Below are 19,282 nucleotides of genomic sequence, written 5' to 3'. Positions count from 1 at the left end.
CTCATCTAATCCTGCGAATGATGCGGCGGCAGCGACGCTCGAGCAGAACGACGGCTATGCCGAAGAATCGGAAGGCTGGGTTGGTGGTCTGTTTGTGGTGGTAGCGGTAGTAGATCTGCTGGCAGATGACGGCCAACCGGAACAGGCCGAAGACCTCGTAAAATGCCCATTCGTGGTCGTCGAGGCCGATTCCGATACGGCGGCAGTAGTATTCGACGACTTCGTCGCGGGTGAGCATGCCGGACGTGTGGGTGGGCTGGCGGCGGAAGAACTTGAATGCCGGGCCGTCGTCCTGCTGCACCCAGTAGGCGAGGGCGCCACCCAGGTCCATCAGCGGATCGCCGATCGTGGCCATTTCCCAGTCCAGCAGTCCGATCGGGCGGGTGGGATCGGTGCGGTCGAGGACGATGTTGTCGAAGCGGAAGTCGTTGTGGATGAGGACGGCTGCGCGGTCGGCGGGCTGATTGTCGGCGAGCCAGCACATCACCGATTCGAACGAGCCCACGTTCCAGGTCTTGGCGTGCCGGTATCGGTCACTCCACCCGGCGACCTGACGGGCGACATAGCCGTGCCCCTTGGACATCCAGGTCAGGCCCGCCGCGTCCGGATCGACCGTGTGCAGGCCGACCAGAACATCGAGAACGTTTGTACACAGGCTACGGACCTGGGCACTGGTCAGGTCCAGCTCCGGCGGTAGCTCTTTACGGGGGATGATGCCGTCGAGGCGGCGCATCAGATAGAACGGGACACCGATGATTCCAGGATCCTCGCAGAGCGCGATCGTAGCAGGTACGTAATCGAAGACCGGGCCGAGTGCTGTCTGTACCCGGTACTCGCGGGCGATATCGTGTGTGCCTTCGGCGCGTCGGCCTCCCGGAGGGCGACGCAGAATGAGATCACGGTCGGGATATTCCAGCAGATAGGTCAAATTCGAAGCGCCACCGGAGAATTGGCGCACCGCCGGGACAGCGACGAGGTCCGGCACGTGTGCGTGTAACCAGGCGGTCAGAGCAGAGATATCGAAGGCGTCCTCAGCACGCACCTCGCGGGCGTCTGAATGTGCCGAGACGGCACGTGATGTCACGTCAGTTTCCTCACGATCGACAGGGGCAGCAGTTTTATGGCGACGGCCAGCGGCACCCACGGCCAGCGCGGGACATAGGCGGTGGTCTTGCGTGCCTCGATAGCCCGCACCATGGCGGCGACACCGGGCTCGGTGTCGACCATGAATTTGGTGCGATCCGCCGCGGCGGCATTCATCTCCGACCGGATGTAGCCGGGACAGATGAGTGAAATATCCACTCCCGGAATACGTTCCGAGCGCAGACCCTCCGCGAGAGCGGCGACACCAGCCTTGCTGGCCGCGTAGGTTGTCATCGAGCGCCGCATGCCGCGCAGCGCGGAAAACGACGAGATGAGCACCAGATGTCCGCACTTCTGAGCACGGAAGATCGCCAGAGCGTGCTCGCATTGCGTCAGCGCCCCAACGAAATTCGTCATGGCGGTGGTGCGGTTGGCCGTCTGCCCTCCGGTTCCGAGAGCCGCGCCGGAACCGCTGCCAGCGTTGACGATGACCCGGTCCAGTCGCCCGAAAGACGAATGGAAGCCCTCGAATACCGCCTGGACGGCCGCGTCGTCGGTGACATCGAGTGGCGCGATCTCCACCTTCGAATCAGGCTGTGCGGTAAGGAGTTCGTCTCGAAGCGTGGCGAGCCGATCGAGTCGGCGTGCACACAAGCCCAGGTCGTAGCCCAGGGCGGCGAACTGGCGCGCCATTTCCTCGCCCAATCCGGAACTGGCACCGGTTATGACAATGACTCTTCTGCTCATCGGGCGCTCCCCTCGTCGTGCGCAACCATGTTGGCAACGGAGACGTGGCGCGCGACGCAGCGATCGGCGAAGGTCTCGCCCAAACCCGCTGTACGACCGGGAGTCAGAATCCGCGCCATCGTCATCGCCCACCGCTGTACTTGCCGAGCTCGACTCGTCCGACAACGTCGAGATGCACCTCGTCCGGACCGTCGGCCAACCGGATCGCTCGCGCGGTGGACCATGCTGCCGCCAGTGGGAGATCGTCGGAAAGCCCCGCGCCGCCGTGCATCTGCATGGCGAAGTCGATTACTTCCTGAGCCATGGTTGGCACGTGCGCCTTGATCTGGCTGATCTCGCTCAGTGCACCGCGCGATCCGACGGTGTCGAGCTTCCAAGCCGCGTGCAGCACCAGTAGGCGGGCGGAGTCGATGGCAATGCGCGCCTTGGCGATCCGCTCACGGTTACCTCCCAGGGCCGCCAGGGGCTTCCCAAAGGCAGTACGGTCCAAGCCGCGTCGGCACACGGCCGCCAATGCCGCCTCGGCGAGGCCGATCAGACGCATGCAGTGGTGCACGCGGCCAGGACCTAGCCGACCTTGCGCGATTTCGAAGGCGCGACCGGGTCCGAGAAGAATATTGGACGCTGGGACGCGCACGTTCGCGAAGGTCACCTCACCGTGTCCGAAGGGCTCGTCGTAGCGGCCCATGGCCGGGAGCATCCGCTCGATCTTTACCCCGGAGGTATCGCGGGGTACCAGGACCATGGTGTGCCGCCGGTGCTTGTCCGCATCCGGGTAGGTCAATCCCATATACAGAATGACCCGGCAGTCCGGGTGGCCGATGCCCGTGGTCCACCACTTACGGCCGTTCAGCACGACCTCGTCCCCTTCGAGCACCGCGGCGGCGGCCATATTCGTCGCATCCGACGACGCCACCCCCGGCTCGGTCATGGCGAACGCCGAACGGATCGTACCTTCCAGTAACGGGTCGAGCCATCGATCGCGCTGGGCCTGGTCCCCGTACTGAAGCAGCACCTCCATGTTCCCCGAATCCGGTGCATTGCAATTGAATACGTGCGGGGCGAGCAAGGACCGTCCGGTGAGCTCAGCGATCGGGGCATAGTCGACGTTGGTCAGACCTGCACCACCTTGGGTGCCGAATCGCGCGGCGTAGACACCGGCATGCGCGGCTGGCAGGAACAGATTCCACAACCCTTGTGCTCGCGCCTTGGCGCGCAGATCGGTGAGCAGCGACCGAGGCCGCCAAGGATCGTCTGCGTTCTCGCGCTGCGCGGCTACCTCGCGGTGATATTCGGCCTCGACGGGAGCGACCTCCTCGTCGATGAAGCGCCCCACTCGCTCCATCAGATCGGCAGCCCGGGAGCTGGGTGCGAAATCCATCTCTTCTCGTTCTTCTCGCTGGTATGAACAGGGCAATCGCGCAGCGCGTGCGGACGATCGCGCGCTTGCGCAGCTAGGCAGGGCCATCGGACCGGCCGAGCAGATGGCCGGAAACGATTACGCGCTCCCTGCGTCTCCAGCTCTCCCGGCGCCAACAAACCGCACCGGGACGAGCTCGATGTGCACATGCAATTCTTGAAAACCGCAAGCGGGGGGAGAATAGGCATGAAACACGGCCATGATGTGCACACGCACAAGCCGATAAGTCACCGATGAGTGCCCCACAAGACCAAATCGGATGATCGCCTCGACCCGAGAGCTCCGCTGGCGCACAGGCCGAAAGCGCTCTTGATATCGAGCACGGCACACTAGCCGTTGTCGTCCAGAGTTCGAGGGCAGGTGGCGCGCTGGCGCCATTGTGCCGGCGGGAGGCCGGTGTGTCGTTTGAACGCGGTGGTGAAGGTGGCCTCGTTGGCGTAGCCGACGCTGCGGGCGACACCCGCGATGCCCGAGTCATTGCGCCGCAGCAGATCTCGCGCCAATTCCATGCGCCATTCGGTGAGGTAGGTCAGGGGTGGCTGCCCGGCGCTGGCGGTGAACCGGCGGGCGAAGGCGGCGCGGGAGAACCCCGTGCGGTCGGCAAGTTCCTGCACTGTCCAAGGGTGGGCGGGGTTTTCGTGAAGGGCGTTCAGCGCGGGCGCCAGCCTAGGGTCTGTGAGGGTGCGGTACCAGCCCGGCGGTACGGCGGTGGGCTGCGCGAAGGCGGTGCGCAGGGCGTAGACCAAGGCCAGATCCATGAGCCGGTCGACGGCGGCTTGCCTGCCTGGTTTGCCGACATGCCCGTCTTCGGCGTCGAGCAAGTGCAGTACTGCAGTGAGATCCTGCGGTACCACGGGCAAGTGCACGAGGGCGGGCAACGTCCGCAGGAGCACCGAGGCAATGTCACTGTCGAAACAATAACTGCCACAGACCATTACAGTGTCGCTGTCGGCCCGCCCAGCCTCGGGATGATTGGCGTAGCGGTCGTGCTCGCCGTCGAGCAGCCACGTCGGGCCGACGCGACTGAAAGCCTGGCCGCGTGCCGTGGCCGTCGAGGCGACGGTGTGGTCATATCCGCGGATCAGAACGAACGCCCCTGCCCGCAACTCCACCGAATCCGGATGATCAGGCGGCCGTATCCAGGCGTTGCCGCGCAGCACTCCGTAAAAGGTGAGTTCTGCGGTGTCGTCGTCGACACGCAGACCCCACGGGGAACGCAGTGCCAACCGCGCCACAAGTGCCGCGTGGGCGCGGCCCGCGGCCACGATCTCGCTGAAGGCATCCAGGACCGGCTCCGATACGTCGCTGGGAAGGTGGGCGAACAAGACGACAGCGAAAGCAGTCGCGACGCTCGGACAAAGACGCGGCTGCTCGCCCCGCCTTTACTTGAAAGCGTAAGCAACCAGCCACCAATACTATTGGAGGAGTTATGGATACGCGCACGCTGCCAGCCATCGTCACCACCGCTGAGGCGCTCGAGGTCATGCTCGGCGCGCAGCGCTCGATCACGCGGGCGGTGGCGGACGGGGATCTCGACGCCGTAATGGATCATTTCGCCGATGACGCCCGCATGTACCCCGAGGGCCTGCCCGGCGCGCTGACGGGTCGCGAACAGATCCGTACTTACTACACCCATCTGTTCGACATTGTGGCCGCCGCCGGCGCCACACTGTCGTCCGAATTCGATCCGGCCCCCGACGTCGAGCCGATCGGCGATCTGATACTCGACAGCGGAACCGCCACAGTCGTGATCACCCACCCCGACGGCCACGCCGATCGCCGCAGCAGCAAAGAACTCGTGGTCTGGCGTCACTTCGACGGCAAATGGCGCATCATCCGATACATGGCCAATAACGCCTGACCCGGGAGCCGACCGCACCTTGCTGCCACCTCCCCGCGCCGCCGAGCAGTACGTACGCTCCGGCGAGCTCGGCCGGTTGTCCAGCACCAGTGCTAACACTGGCAATCAGGAGTCGGTGGAATTCGCACGCGTCTGCGGAACGTTGTTTTGCGATGCCGCTACCCATGCCGCAATCTGTGCCCGCGAGGTAAACCCCAATTTGGTCAACAAGTGCTCGACGTGTCCCTGTGCGGTCCGCGGCGAGATCACCAGGCGAGCGGCGATCTGCCGGTTTGTAAGCCCTTCGGCAATCAGTTCGGCGACTTCACGCTCGCGTTTGGTCAGTTTTCGGCCCGCAGTCTCCATTTGCTCAGGTGAGACGGATTCACCGAGGGCATAGGCGATCGCGGCGTCGAAACTGAGCGCGGCGCCCTCCCGCTGGGCTGCGGTGTAGCTCTTCTCACTCATTGCCTGCCGGGTTCGGCGTTCGCACTCTTCTTGATGCACGCGCAGGTCCGAAAATAGTACCGGCGCGGTGCCCACCGAGCGGGCGATCTGCTCAGCGGCTGCGGTCAAGACGACCGCCCGCTCGGTGTTCCCTTTTTCCGCGGCAATCCATGCCAGTGTTTGCAGGCAGATGCTGGCGTTAGTGTGGTCGCTCACCCTCCGGCTCACCCGCAACGACCGCGTGAGTAGTTCAATTGCCCGCGTGGAATCGCCGTGTCGCCACGACGCGACAGCCAGCGACAGCAGCGCGTAAGACCGGTGCATCGTTTCTCCGCACTTTTCGCTGATCGCGAGCGCGTGCTCGAAGTACTCGATCGCCCGGGCAGTGTCATTGCGCAGTTCGTATGTGACGCCGAGGAGTGTTACGGCGTCGACCCGGAACAGGAGGTCGCCGTGCTCCGCATACACACGGATGGCTTTCTCCAGATAGGGGCGCGCATCGGAGAGGTTTCCGCTGAACAATGCGAGAAGGCCGTCGGCGAAATCAATATGTGCGCGGGCCAGGGGGTCGGTCGTCTGCTCGACGAGCGCTCGCCCTTGCCGTACCAGAGCGGCCACCGCCGACAGGTCGCCCTGTACCGCGGCGATGAGGCTCGCGGCGTAGAGCGCCGCAGCATGGTCCACAGTAACCGGTCCGGAGCGCAGCGCTAAGAGGCGTTCCAGCCAGCGCCGCCCCTCACTGAGTGAGCCTTCGGAAAACCAGAAAGGCAAGAGCGCTGCGGCGATCCGAATCCCGGCTTCGGGGTTGTCGGACATGCAGAATTCCAGCGCTTGTCGCAGGTTTGGTTGCTCTCGACGTAACCGACGAAACCACTCGAATGCGCGAAGACTGACCCACTCGGCATTCGCACTGAGCGCGAGCCGTTCGTACCAGTTGCGGTGGCGGCGACGAAGCTCGAGGTATTCGCCGGTTTGCTGCGCCTTCTCGAAGCCGTAGTCGCGCACGGTGTCGAGCATTCTGAAGCGCACCGCAGTACCCGACTCCTCCCGTATCAGGATCGACTTGTCGATGAGGGAGGCCACTGTATCCAGCAGATCTTCTCCCGCGACATCATCGCCACAAACAGCGTGCGCGGCCTCGAGCTCGAAACTGCCGGCGAACACGGACAGCCGGGCCCACACTCGTTGTTCCGTCGGTGCGCACAGGTCGTAACTCCAGTCGATACACATGCGCAACGTCTGTTGGCGTGCCGGGGCACTCCTGCTGCCTCGCGTCAGTACCGCGAATCGGTCAGTCAACCGCTGCAGCAACTGCTCAGGCGACATCGCCCGCAACCGGGCTGTCGCCAACTCGATCGGCAATGGCAAGCCGTCCAGCCGTCGGCAGATCCGAGCGATGGTGACCTTGTTGTCGTCGGTGAGTTCGAATCCCGCGACAGCCGCCGCGGCCCGCTCGGTGAACAACCGCATCGCGTCGTTGCGGGTCAGCCCCCTCGGTAGCTCATCCGGATCGGGGACGGCCAGCGGGTGAATCGGCAGTACGGCTTCCCCGTCGACGCCAATCGGCTCGCGACTTGTCGTGAGGATCCGCAACCCGGGACATGCGCGAAGCAGCGACTCGGCGAGTTTGGCCACCTCGTCGGCCAGCTGCTCGCAATTGTCGAGCACAAGCAACAATTCCTGCTCGGCGAGGAAATCTATGAGCGTCTCCCGCAACGGCCGCACCGAACGGTCTTGCAACCCCAGCGCACCCGCCACGATGCCGGTCAGCAGGGACTCATCACGCAGCTCGCCTAGCTCTACGAATGTGACGCCGTCTGCGAAGTCATGCTGCGCATTGGTTGCCACCCGCGCCGCCAGCCGCGTCTTACCCACCCCACCTATGCCGGTCAACGTCAACAACCGCACAGCCGACAACGAGTTCGTGGCTTCGGCCAGCTCTGTGCGCCGATCGACGAAACTCGTCAATTCCAGCGGAAGCGTGCCAAGGCGGCGCGAGCTCGAAGCGGCCCCGGACGATCGCAGCTCCTGTAATCCGGCCGAGGCGGACTTCCAGCGTCTGGCTGACCCGGCCCCGTCCTCGGATGCGGTCGGAGTGTACAGAGCCATCTCATCGACTGGGAAACCATGGTGGAGTTCCGATCCCCGCAATTCTTCACCCAGTTCCGCGGCAGAGGGACGGACGCTTGGGTCGCTGGACATCGCGCGTTCGATGATGGCGCTGACGTCCTCAGAAATGCCATGCTCGCGTAGGTCCGGAACCGGCTCGGAGGTGAGCCTGAGGAACTGGGCCACTAACTGCTCACCGCTGCGGCGTTCCAATGCGGCGTGACCAGTGATCGCAGCGAACAATGTTGCGCCCAGGCCATAGACATCTGTGGCGGGACTCGGTGGCGCGCCAGCGACCACTTCCGGAGCGGTGAAAGCCGGTGTACCTGTCACAACGCCGGTGCCGGTGACGAATCCTCCCGCGATATGGGCGATGCCGAAGTCCACCAGGGTCGGCTCGTCGTAGTCAGTGAGTAGGATGTTCGCGGGCTTGATGTCGCGATGGAGAACCCCGAAACGGTGCGCTGTCTCCAGAGCCCCGGCCATCTTCACCCCCAGCCGCAGGGCCTCCGCCAGTCCCAGCGGGCCGTTGCGGCCAACTTGTGCGTCAAGGGAACCGTGGGCGTAGTACGGCATGACGATGAAAGGCCGACCGTTGTCGGTGACACCCGCTTGGAGGACATTCACGATATTCGGGTGTCCGGTCAGCCTGCCAGCTGCGCGCTGCTCGCGGAAGAAGCGCGCCCGATTGTCCTCGTCGAGATCGGCGGTGAGCACTTTGACCGCCACCACACGGTCGAGCGAAGGCTGCGTGCAACGGTAGACAGCGCCGAAACCGCCGCGGCCGATTTCCGCGGCGTCATCGAAACCGGCCGCCGCCAGCTCTGCTGCGACCGAACCGGATGCGTCGCGTTGCGTTGCGAATGGATCGGCGTCGGTCATCGAATTCGCCGATTCATCTCGTCCGAGCCCAAAGCACAACTGCTCACCTCACAATGACGTATCCCCAGAATATCGCCGATGGATGTTGGTGGGTCCATTCGACAGAGTAGATGTGGGGGCGTTTGTCGGCGTCACTCGGTTCTCGGTCGAGGCGGCATCGCCGCTCCGGTGCCCTAGCGAGGTATGCGGAGATGCGGTGCCTTGATCAGGTCACCGTGTGGGTAGGTAGCGGACTGGCCTCTTGCGGGTAGTCATGAGGTGCCCGCCCCCTACACCGGTGAACTCGGGACCGAGGTCCGGCAACCGCTCGCGCAATCGAAGCAGCCTGAGGCGGAGTTCCGAACGGGCCAGATGGGTGCATCATGGTCGCCGCGGTGACGCTGGCGGGCGATCGGTGCCAGGTCCGGTTCTCACGACCATCGTTCGCCGACGCGAGCACACTACCGGTTCGATCAAAAAGCAGACTCCGCAAGAGCCATCGCGTCTGTGTCGATCTCGGCGATGACAGCGCTATCCGCACTGAGTCTTGGCAGAACCTGGTGTGCGAAGAACGTGGCGGTGACCACCTTGCCCTCGTAGAACTCACGCCCACCGAGCTCGGATTCCGAATCCATTGCGCCCAATGCGATCTCGGCCCCAACGAGCAGCCTCCACGCAACCAGGAGGTCACCGACGGCGAGCAGAAAGCGGACCGAACCCAATCCCACCTTATATAGCTCGCTAGGCTGTTCCACCGCGCCGACCACCCACCCGGCTAATCGGCTGGCCATCTGTTCCACCGCTTCCACCGCGGTTATCAACAATTCCTTGGCCGCCTTCAGCCGCACCGCACCGTAATCGGACTGCGCAGTCTCCCGGACCTCGCCGAGCAAATGCGCCAGTGCGACTCCACCGTTGCGAGCGATCTTGCGGAAGAAGAAGTCCTGCGCCTGTATGGCAGTGGTGCCCTCGTACAGGGAGTCGATCTTGGCGTCGCGAATGTACTGCTCGATGGGGTAGTCCTGCAGATAACCGGATCCTCCGAGGGTCTGCAGCGATTCGGACAGATACTGATACGCCCGCTCTGAGCCGACGCCCTTCACGATCGGTAGCAGCAAGTCGTTCACCTGCGCCGCAAGCTCCGGATCGGCACCCGAGATATAGAGTGCTACCACATCATTCTGATGGGCGGCGGTGTAGAGGTAGACAGATCGCAACCCCTCGGCATACGCCTTCTGGAGCAGCAATGAGCGGCGGACATCCGGATGGTGGATGATCGTCACCTTGGGTGCGGACTTGTCGGCCGACCGCGTTATATCGGGCCCTTGAACACGCGTCTTCGCGTATTCCAGAGCAGTGAGGTATCCGGCCGACAATGTTCCGATTGCTTTGGTGCCCACCATCATTCGGGCATCCTCGATCACCTTGAACATCTGCGCGATGCCATTGTGGACCTCGCCCGCCAGCCATCCCACAGCTGGGATTCCATTTTCGCCGAAGGTCAGCTCGCACGTCGCCGATGCCTTGAGCCCCATCTTGTGCTCGACATTGGTGACGAAAGCACCGTTGCGGTCACCGAGTTCGCCTGTCCGCGGATCGAAGTGGTACTTCGGCACGAGGAACAGAGACAATCCCTTCGTGCCGGGGCCGGCGCCCTCCGGGCGGGCAAGCACCAGATGCACGATGTTCTCGAACAAATCGTCCGAGTCCGCACCGGTGATGAAGCGTTTCACACCTTCTAGGTGCCACGAACCATCTTCCTGCCGAATGGCTTTCGTGCGTCCCGCGCCGACGTCGGAACCGGCGTCGGGCTCGGTCAGGACCATGGTCGCGCCCCAGTTCCGCTCGGTCATCAACTTGGCCCAGTGTTTCTGCTGGTCCGTGCCCACGCTGTGCACGACATTAGCGAGCACGCTCCCGCTGAGGTACATGTAGGCTGCGGGTTGCGCAGCGAGAATGAACTCGGCGATCGCCCAAGCAACCATCGAGGGGGCGGGAACACCGCCGATTTCCTCTGCTTTGCCGACGCGCCACCATTCCGCATCCCGCCAGCAGCGCACTGCCTTCTTGAACCCCTCCGGCAAGCGAACCGCATGAGTCTGTGGATCGAATTCCGGTGGGTTGCGGTCGGTTTCGGCATAGGGCGCGGCCACTGGTCCTTCAGCAAGCCGCGCCGCTTCGGAGAGCATCGAACGTACCGTAGCGCCGTCCAAATCGTCGAAGGCGCCCGACTCCAGGATGGCGTCGAGCCCGTAGACCTCGAATAGGTTGAACTCGAGGTCGCGCAGGTTGCTCTTGTAATGGCTCACAGGCCAATGCCTTTCGAGAACAGAAGGTGGAGCCGCAGCACCGGCGTGCGATCTGGCACTGCGGCATTGACGTCTATGCGGAGGCATAGCGGTCCAGGTGGATCGCTCGACCAGCCAGTCGCACACCCGATCAGGATCGGGATCCCACTTGGATGCCATCGCAGGCCGAGCAGGTCATGGCGGGCATCTCGATCAAAGGCGCCGCAGCAGAGGCTGCTCGAAAACGCCCGCGTGCCACCGCTTTCCGCGTTGAAATACTCCCATTGCGAGCACGACCTCGATCAGCCCAAAGGGCTTGTGGCGTCTCGGAATCGACAGCGCCCTTGACGATCACGCCCCGTCCCGATAAATGATTCGACGCACGTCCTCGACAAACACGTCGGCCGACAGCGTGATCAGCCCCCGCTCAGTCATCTCGGGCCTCCTTCAATCACTCTCGGCGGGCACTGCTAGTTGCGGAATCGACCACGGTGGAAGATCGAGCCGACAGACCCGCGTCGCACATCTCAGCGAACCGATACCAAGTTGGTCAATTGACATGATCATGTGACCATGTAGGCAAAATCCTGTCAAGAGCTGGATGTTCCCCACCCGGCAATCGACCGCCGTGTTGACAGCGACAGTGACTCACGTCACGATCATATGACCCAGTCAGTTGATCAAAGCGAGTGTGAATGTCAAAGGTAACCGTTATCGGTTGTGGTCTCATGGGGTCCGCAGTCAGCCGAGCACTTCTCCAAGCCGGCCATGCGGTCACGGTGTGGAACCGCTCTTCCGAACGCGCCGAAGCCCTGGCGAAAGATGGCGCCGTTGTCGCCCCGTCCGTCGAGGCGGCAGTGGAGGCAAGCCCGGTCGTCGTCAATGTGGTCATCGATACGATCACGATGCAGCAGGTGCTCAGCACCGCCGCCGAGTCAGGAGGGCTATCCGATCGCTTACTCGTAAATCTTTCGACCTCGACACCCGCACAGGCGCGTGAGGCCGGGAGCTGGGCTCACTCTCACGGCGCGAGATATCTCGACGGCAAGATCCCGGGATACCCCGACGCCATCGGCGCACCAGGGTTCGGGCTGTACATCTCCGGATCGCCGGATGCATGGGAGGAAGCCGCGCCCCTACTCCGCAACCTCGGCGACGCCACTGCATTAGTCGGTGAAGACATCGGTGCCGCAGCGGTGTTCGACCTCACTTCGCTGATCGCCTACGTTCCGGCCTTAGCCGCTGTCCAGGAGGCGTTCGCTTTCGCGGTTGCCAATGGTGTTCGGCCCGTGGATTTCCTGAAGGCGAACTCCGGAATGGCCGCAATACTGGACCACCACATCGCGGAGAGCGCACGCCAGCTCGCCGAGTCCGACTTCTCGACCCAGGAAGCGACAGTCGCAATCTACGTCGGCTCCAATCAGTTGATGCGCGCAGCGCTCGCCGAGATCGGGCATCGCGGTGCGATGTCCGAGGCCGCCGCGTCGCTCTTCTCGAGCGCCGAAGCCGCCGGGCACGAGCAGTCGGCACCCGCGATCATCGCCCAGATCTTGAGTAAGGAATCATGACCGGCACTGGATCATGGGCGGCCGATTCCGCCGCACAGCGATCGATGGGCTCCTCATATCCTGGTACGCATACAACGACGTAACACTTTTGCGTAGCAACATTGAAATCGCTTGCGCCGCAGTGCATGCGTACTGCGGCCGCGCCGCCGCCCATCATCCCGATGGGCGCGTCGGAGACACTCCCGCGCTAGCCGGACATAGTCGGCACCGAGCCGGTCCCGCAGGCCAAAATATCGAATGTCCGATTTGACCGTTTTTACGTTACGCGTACTTCACAAAAAGAATTCACCCCAGTGTTGACATGTGATTCAACCCGGTGGATTATAGACCGCATCATGGTCAATTGATCCAGTCGTGCGACCATGATCAAATGCGCATACCGCGTATGCGGCGGATGAAAAGAAAGTTTGAAAAATGTCCTGGATCAACCGTGAGAGAGCTGGGCTACACCGTGCCGCTCAGCAGAGAAACGACCGATAACGTCGCACGGCGCGTGGATCTCGGTCGCGATCCGATCCAGATCATCATTAGAAAGCCGTGTGGCGAGCAGCCCATATACGAAGGTAAAGAACGGCCTCGCAACCGACTCGACATGGTCAAAGTTGCCACAAGCGTCTACACCTTCGAGCGGCCTCCACGCGACCACGAAAATAGAATTGTAGACGCTTGCCGCGAAATCAGAATTCTCACCAATAGTTCAGTGGGACAGTTCGACTCGAGCGCGCACCGAGTCAGCAGGCGTGTAATGCAGCGAGGCTACCCAAAAGACGGCCTACTCGAAAATGCACGACGTGGTCGCGTCGCCGACACCGCGCTCGGCGATGATACGGAACGCAGCGTCCACAAGGCATTTCGTCTGCGCCCTTCGGCCGCAGCCCTGCCTGCGTACCTCTACTCCTGCCCCCGAGACGGCCCCATCCGGCGAGCTCGCGCGCTACGCCGCCAGCCGCCGATTCAAACGAATTACTAGTCAACACCGACATAACCAGACCACCCAATAGGGTCACCCGCCACAACATCTCCCCTTTCAGCCACTTCTCGACGCGTACGCGCAAGTCGCGATTCTCGCGCCGCACAAACCGGCCCCTTCCGACTTTGGCGTCTCCATCCCTGACGGCGGACGTTCTTTTGCATACAGGAAAACCCATGACAGCTTCCGATTCGTCAACTCCCGCGACGCACGCGGAGATCATTGCCGAGACATCAGAGACCACCGCCCCATCGAGCGTCACGTTGAACCAGGTCGGACCGACTTTCCTCTGGTCTTACGTGCTCGCGATCTTCGGTGTATGGACAGCAGTGCTGACGCCGACAACCGTCACCCTCGCCCTGCGGGTCTCCGAGGCGATTCCGACAAACTCCTCGGTGGTCTATTCACTCATCGCGGCGATCGGGGCGCTTGTCGCCTTGCCAGCGGGCCCCTTCTTCGGTCGGCTGAGTGACATCACCATGTCCCGGTTCGGCAGGCGGCGCCCCTGGCTCGTCGCGAGCGCGATCAGCATACTTGCAGGTAATGCCATGGTGGCATTCGTCGGTTCTCTACCAGGATTGATCGTCGGCTGGATGGTCGTGTCGGTCGCGGGCACGGTAGGGCTCACAGTCCTGTGGTCGATGATCGCGGACTCGATCCCGCCACACCGGGCCGGCCTAGTAGCGGGGCTGGCCGGTGCAGCACAGGGCGTTGGCCTGATCGCGGGTTCCTTCGTCGTTCGAATCACGGCCGACATGACGTCGAGGCTGCTGATTCCCGCAATTCTCGGCGCAGTTCTGATATTGGCGTTCGTGGCCGTCCTGCGCGAAACCGATTTTGCCGGGCAGGTCCGACCTAAATTAGATTTCCGTGATTTTCTTCGGAACTTGTACTTCAATCCCAGAAAGGCTCCCGATTTCGCCTGGTGTTTGATCTCCATTTTCGGCGTCACCGCGGGTGTGTCGGTCGTCGCGACGTTCCTTGTGTACTTCCTCCAGTACGAATTGCATTTCGGCGACGACTCTCTTGTCCCGATGGTCTTCGAAGCGACGTTGATCATCAATGGCATTGCCTCGATCGTGAGCCCGCTGGGAGGCAAGCTGGCGGATCGGATCGGACGGCGCAAACCGCTCTTCGCATGCGCGGGCCTTCTGGTCGGCGGCGGATGCGCCGTCATGGACCTCGTCACGAACGTCCCCGGACTTTTTGTCGGCTCAGTGCTTTTCGGGATCGGCTATGGCCTCCTGCTGGGTCAGATGCTCGCGTTGGCGGCGCTCACGATGACCTCCTGGGAGAACGCGGCGCGAGATCTCGGGCTGGTCGTGCTGGTCCAGTCGGCCGCGTTGATGTCCGCCCCGCTGGTTGCACCACTGCTACTCGGCATCGGCGGCCCGAACAACTACCGCGCCCTCTTCGCCTTTGGCGCAGGCGCGGCATTCCTCGCCATCCCCGCCTTGCTCGGCATCCGGCGCCGGTGCTGAACCTCGGATCTCAGTTGAACACCCACACAAGAGAATTGGATAAGATGAAACTCAAGAACCTCGCTGCGGTATCCACCTTCACAGCACTCACCGTCGGCCTTACGGCAGGCATGGCTTGCGCCGATCCCGGGCCAGCTGCCCCGCCCGCGTCACCGAGTTCGGGCATCCGCACGGACATCCTTCCGGGTATCCACTACACCTCCAGCATCGTCGACGGGTCAGTGGTCGTGAAGACCGACGGCGGGTCATTTACCACGAGCGGTAACCAGTTCCAGGTACTGGACGGGCAGGGCAATTTGGTGGCGGGTTTTCCGCTGACGTACCGGAAGGACGCCAAGGACTGGCCGATCGCCGCTCGTATCGATGGCAACACAGCGACCTTCACACCTAGCACCGACCCTGCGACGGCTCGGGCTGCCGCCCCGGTTGATTTACCGAAACCCGTGGCTTCTCAGGAGCAGTGGGCTACCGCAATGGCCACAGCCGCAACCGAGTTCGGAATTGCAATCAGCGTCGGTACGCTAATCGGCACACTGATCGGCGCCCCGCTGGGCTGCGTTGCGGGCGCATTGACGGTTGGCACCATCACCTTCCCGGTCTTCTTCGCCGGCGCCCTCGGCGGTTGCCTGGCTGGAGCCGCAACCGGTGCTGCCTTGGGTACGGCCGCCGGCGTGATTCTTCTCGGGGTGCCGGTCGGTATCGCCGCGCTCATCGATTTCTACAATCAGGTCAACGCACCCGACCCTACCGTCGGTGCCCCTGCCCAGTAGCACATGAACTAGCCCGTCGAACGGTCCAACTGGCCGTCCAGCCCTCCACTGGCTGGATCGGCCAGTTGGCTTTGACTCGCTCAATGGGGCGGACTCAGCCGTCCAGCTTTCGTTGCTAGATGACAGAATCGGCGAGGGTATTAGTCGGGCGTGGGAGCTGCGCGGAGCGGCTGCGCGGAGGAACGAACGCCGTGCCGCTTCGAACGTCAGATCGTAGGCCTGGACCGCCATTACGGGGCCGTCTGCTCGTTTGCTGGAACTCGAGGCATGGTTCTGACCATGCGCAGTTCCTGATCGCTTGAACAAGTCAAAAAAGGTCGCTGTGCCTGCGGCTCTGGATTGACACGACGCATCCCATGTGGTCATATGACTATGTCAAACGACCACCAGCTTGGACGGCCCCCTGGCTGGTGAGGGCACGGGACGGCGTCAGGTCACGCCCGGTGGGAAGCATTAACTGACAGATTGCCTTTGTTGCGCATCAGTCATGACGATCACCGTGAGCCCGTACGGCACTGAGGATTCCCGATGAACCTGATCAGCATGCTCGTCGAGCGCAAACTGAACCTGTGTCCGCCGATTACGCGACATGTGGTGGTGGAGCGCGATATTCGAGTGCCGATGCCCGACGGGGCCGAGCTGCTCGCTGACAGATGGGTTCCGCGGAATGGCGGCGACGGGCTCCCACAGCTCTGGTGCGTACCCCGTACGGGCGGCGTACCAAACTCGGCTTCTACTTGACCAGGCCGCTGGCCGAGCGTGGATACCAGGTGCTGATCCAGAGTGTGCGCGGCACGTTCGGGTCGGGCGGCACGTTCGATCCGATGCGACAGGAACGTGAGGATGGGCTGGCGACCGTCAATTGGTTGATCGAGCAGCCCTGGTGTGGCGAAGCGGTCGTTCTGTTCGGCTTGAGTTATGTGGGCTATGTCCAGTGGGCCATCGCCGATCAGCTGCCACCACAGGTCAAGGCGATGATTCCGCATGTAACCGAGTCGGCGTTGATGCTGGAATTCCTACGCACCGGCGGTTTTTCGTTGGAATCGCCGTTCGAATGGAGTGCGCTGATAGACACCCAGGAGCGCAGGCTGGCCTCACTGCGCGAGCCCCTTCAGGCAAGAAAGACGGCGCGCGCGATGCGTGTCCTGCCACTCGGTCAGGCCGACGTGGCCGCGATCGGGCGGCACTCCCAGTTCATCGAGGATCTGCTCGCCAACGACCAGAACGCCCCGCGCTGGGACGGGTTCGATCAGCGGCATCGGGTGCCCAACGTGAGTATCCCGGTCAGCTCGATCGGCGGCTGGTATGACATCTTCTTGCCAGGTCAGCTACGCGACTTCCGCATCCTGCAAGACCAGGGTAAGCGGGTTCGCCTGACCATCGGGCCGTGGACCCACCAGGACATCAGCAATGTCGCGATCGACGAGGCGCTCGAATTCGGCCTAGCCTATGCGCGCGGTGAGCAGCCGCCGCACCGGCTACCGGTCCGTCTGTTCGTCATGGGCGAAGAAGCCTGGCGCGACTTCGAGTCCTGGCCGCCGACAGGCTATTCGCCCCAACGGTTCTATCTCGGTGCCGACGGCGTCCTGGCCGGCGACTCGCCGACAGCATCCGATCCCGATCGGTTTCGCTACGACCCGGCCGATCCGACCCCCTCCGTCGGCGGGGCACGAATGACCAAGGACCGCGGCCGTGTCGACAACACCGCACTCGAAGCCAGGGCGGACGTGCTGACCTTTACCACCCCCGTTCTCGATCGAGATGTCGAGGTCATCGGCGAGGTCAGCGCCGAGATATGGTTCCAGTCCAGCCTGTCCTACGCCGACGTATTCGTGCGTCTATGCGATGTGGATCCCAAGGGCCGCTCCTGGAACATCTGCGATGGGCTGACGAGTCTGACCAATGCCGATCAAGTGGGCTGTGTCTCGGTTCAGCTCTGGGCGACCGCTCACCGCTTCAAACGAGGGCACCGCATCCGAGTGCAGGTCTCCAGCGGCGCCTTCCCCAGATACGCCCGGAATGTAGGCACCGGCGAGCCTTGCACCACCGCTACCGTCCTCCGCGCCGCCGACCAGACCGTCTTCCATGATCCGGCACGTCCATCCGCGGTTATCCTCCCGGTCCGAGCGGTGAGCTGACAGGTGCCTACTCCTCGTGGCAGGGTCGGACGGTGAGATGGCCAGCAGGATGGGGGCTTTCGGGTTAGTCGGCCGAGGCGCTGCTAGTCCAGGGCTTCGGTGAGTGCTGGCGTAGTCGCCACTCACTCACTGAATGTCCTTCCATCCGAAGTGAATTCGGTGAAGTTTCTTCGGTAACCAACGCGTCACCGAGGTTTTCGTCGCACGGGCGGAATCGAGCACTGCGCGCTTCCGCGACTCGATTGAGATAGTCGTGTGCTCCCGGCGTACTCAGTCCGTCGTAGCCGATCATGACCACCGCTGACCCCATTGCCACCAAGGGGACACCGTCTCGACCTCGTAGTTGATCATGCAGTCGGTCGGCGGGCGGTAGTGCATGGGATCGGCGAAAAGCCTCGACGGGGTGCACTGATCGCCTTGGCCACTCGTGGCCAAGGCGATCAGTGCACCGCCCGTCACACTCGGCGGCACGGTGGTCGCCTGGGGTGCAAACGCCTGTTCCGCACAGCGGAACGCGAGGTCAAAGTTGACATACCTCGATTGTGCAAGAATGATTTGATCAAACGACTTGATCAAATAGTCTGATACTGGCGGTTCGACGCCGAGTGAAGCGGTCCTAATCCTCGACGTAGCAGTCCAGAGAGGTCGCGCAGCGGAAAGGGCGAACACAGTGACGAGGCGATTTGCAGATGTAGGCCGGGGCGGCGCCTTGGCCTATGAGCAGCTCGGCCACCATGGCGCAGGAGGGCGGCAGCTCCGCCAACGAGGTGCGGACCTGGATCGCGGCCCACTCCTCGCTCGCCGCCGCCGGTGACTACCGAATGAACTACAGCTTCTATGAAGCGATCCGAGCACGGGTCGCGAGACTCGCCGTAGTGATGGCACCGCGGCGATGAGCTACCCGTACTACTCCGACACCGGGCCAACCGGTGCGCCGGTCGTCGTGTCGGTAGGCGCGCTCGGCCGCGATGCGCGCACGCACCCAGCCAGGGGCAGTGCCCCAGCGTTGGTCATCGCCGCCATGCAGGATCGCGTGACCCCACCGAACCTGGTGCGCGAGCTCGTCACGCTGCTACCTCGGACCGAACTGCGGCTGACACCGAACTGCGGTCACCGGGCCCAGGCAGAGCAACCCGAGGCATTCAACGCCCTACTGAGCGCGCCCCTGGCCAATGCTCTACCTGCCGAGCAGCGGAGGAGCGCTCTGGTCCGGCCACTGTCTTTCAGTCGTGAGGGCCGAGGCACCTACCAAAAGGACGTGCATTCATAGTGAGTGCAACCAGGGCCGACGCGAACATCGTCGGGCTGATGCCGACCACGTCGCCAGCGGCGTCCGACCGCGGCAGCCGATGCCCGGCTGTTCGGGTTCCTGCTGAAGGCCTGGCTCACGATCAGATAGCTGGCAGCCGGTCAACGGCACTATTTAGACAGCGCCCCCCCGATCAACTGCGCCGGTTGGGGCACGACCGGCTTCACCGCACTCGCGCGCCACCCGCCACTCGCGGGCCGCCCCGCCAGTGCTGTCTACATATGCAGAACCACCACGATCCCAGTCATCAC

At 63.1% G+C, this 19,282-nt stretch carries 13 protein-coding genes; 7 read left to right on the top strand and 6 right to left on the bottom strand.

Annotated elements, in window-relative coordinates; genetic code table 11:
* Position 1: 1 nt before the first annotated feature.
* The 4 genes from NP3_RS23990 to NP3_RS23975 form a co-directional block, all read right to left on the bottom strand.
* The gene (locus tag NP3_RS23990; RefSeq protein ID WP_063043855.1) at positions 2-1,084 is read right to left on the bottom strand and encodes a phosphotransferase family protein; all 1,083 of its coding nucleotides are present in this window, start codon (positions 1,082-1,084) and stop codon (positions 2-4) included.
* Positions 1,081-1,830, bottom strand: a complete 750-nt coding sequence (locus tag NP3_RS23985) for an SDR family oxidoreductase (RefSeq protein ID WP_063043854.1) — start codon at positions 1,828-1,830, stop codon at positions 1,081-1,083. Before NP3_RS23985 ends, NP3_RS23990 begins: the two co-directional genes overlap by 4 nt.
* 121 nt (positions 1,831-1,951) lie before the next feature.
* The gene (locus NP3_RS23980; RefSeq protein ID WP_063043853.1) at positions 1,952-3,211 is read right to left on the bottom strand and encodes an acyl-CoA dehydrogenase family protein; all 1,260 of its coding nucleotides are present in this window, start codon (positions 3,209-3,211) and stop codon (positions 1,952-1,954) included.
* Positions 3,212-3,579: 368 nt separating this feature from the next.
* Positions 3,580-4,575, bottom strand: coding sequence for an AraC family transcriptional regulator (locus tag NP3_RS23975; RefSeq protein ID WP_063043852.1), 996 nt, complete (start codon positions 4,573-4,575; stop codon positions 3,580-3,582).
* A gap of 104 nt (positions 4,576-4,679) precedes the next feature.
* Here NP3_RS23975 and NP3_RS23970 point away from each other — a divergent pair, with 104 nt between their 5' ends.
* Positions 4,680-5,111 carry a YybH family protein gene (locus NP3_RS23970; protein WP_063043851.1) on the top strand — a complete coding sequence of 144 codons (432 nt, stop codon included), beginning with the start codon at positions 4,680-4,682 and terminating at the stop codon, positions 5,109-5,111.
* A 105-nt stretch (positions 5,112-5,216) separates the two neighbouring features.
* Here NP3_RS23970 and NP3_RS23965 read toward each other — a convergent pair whose 3' ends face one another.
* Together NP3_RS23965 and NP3_RS23960 are read right to left on the bottom strand one after the other, a co-directional pair.
* Positions 5,217-8,528 (bottom strand): protein kinase domain-containing protein, encoded by a 3,312-nt coding sequence (locus tag NP3_RS23965; protein WP_063043850.1) that lies wholly within the window; start codon positions 8,526-8,528, stop codon positions 5,217-5,219.
* Between the two features lie 452 nt (positions 8,529-8,980).
* Positions 8,981-10,816, bottom strand: a complete 1,836-nt coding sequence (locus NP3_RS23960; protein WP_063043849.1) for an acyl-CoA dehydrogenase — start codon at positions 10,814-10,816, stop codon at positions 8,981-8,983.
* A gap of 674 nt (positions 10,817-11,490) precedes the next feature.
* Here NP3_RS23960 and NP3_RS23955 point away from each other — a divergent pair.
* From NP3_RS23955 to NP3_RS23925, 6 genes are all read left to right on the top strand, one after another.
* Positions 11,491-12,363, top strand: coding sequence for an NAD(P)-dependent oxidoreductase (locus NP3_RS23955; protein ID WP_084508882.1), 873 nt, complete (start codon positions 11,491-11,493; stop codon positions 12,361-12,363).
* Positions 12,364-13,509: 1,146 nt separating this feature from the next.
* Complete coding sequence (locus tag NP3_RS23950; RefSeq protein WP_084508880.1) at positions 13,510-14,814, top strand: MFS transporter; 1,305 nt, start codon at positions 13,510-13,512, stop codon at positions 14,812-14,814.
* Positions 14,815-14,858: 44 nt separating this feature from the next.
* Positions 14,859-15,584, top strand: coding sequence for a DUF8020 domain-containing protein (locus tag NP3_RS23945; RefSeq protein WP_063043846.1), 726 nt, complete (start codon positions 14,859-14,861; stop codon positions 15,582-15,584).
* Positions 15,585-16,279: 695 nt separating this feature from the next.
* Positions 16,280-17,722, top strand: a complete 1,443-nt coding sequence (locus NP3_RS23940) for a CocE/NonD family hydrolase (protein ID WP_218024927.1) — start codon at positions 16,280-16,282, stop codon at positions 17,720-17,722.
* A gap of 716 nt (positions 17,723-18,438) precedes the next feature.
* On the top strand, positions 18,439-18,618 hold the full coding sequence (locus tag NP3_RS23930; RefSeq protein WP_063043844.1) for a hypothetical protein: 180 nt from the start codon (positions 18,439-18,441) through the stop codon (positions 18,616-18,618).
* On the top strand, positions 18,615-18,992 hold the full coding sequence (locus tag NP3_RS23925) for an alpha/beta fold hydrolase (protein ID WP_063043843.1): 378 nt from the start codon (positions 18,615-18,617) through the stop codon (positions 18,990-18,992). Before NP3_RS23930 ends, NP3_RS23925 begins: the two co-directional genes overlap by 4 nt.
* The last annotated feature ends 290 nt before the right edge of the window (positions 18,993-19,282 follow it).

This window comes from Nocardia pseudovaccinii NBRC 100343, assembly GCF_001613225.1.
GTDB classification, from domain to species: domain Bacteria; phylum Actinomycetota; class Actinomycetes; order Mycobacteriales; family Mycobacteriaceae; genus Nocardia; species Nocardia pseudovaccinii.
This window is presented reverse-complemented; position numbering and strand designations above follow the sequence as displayed.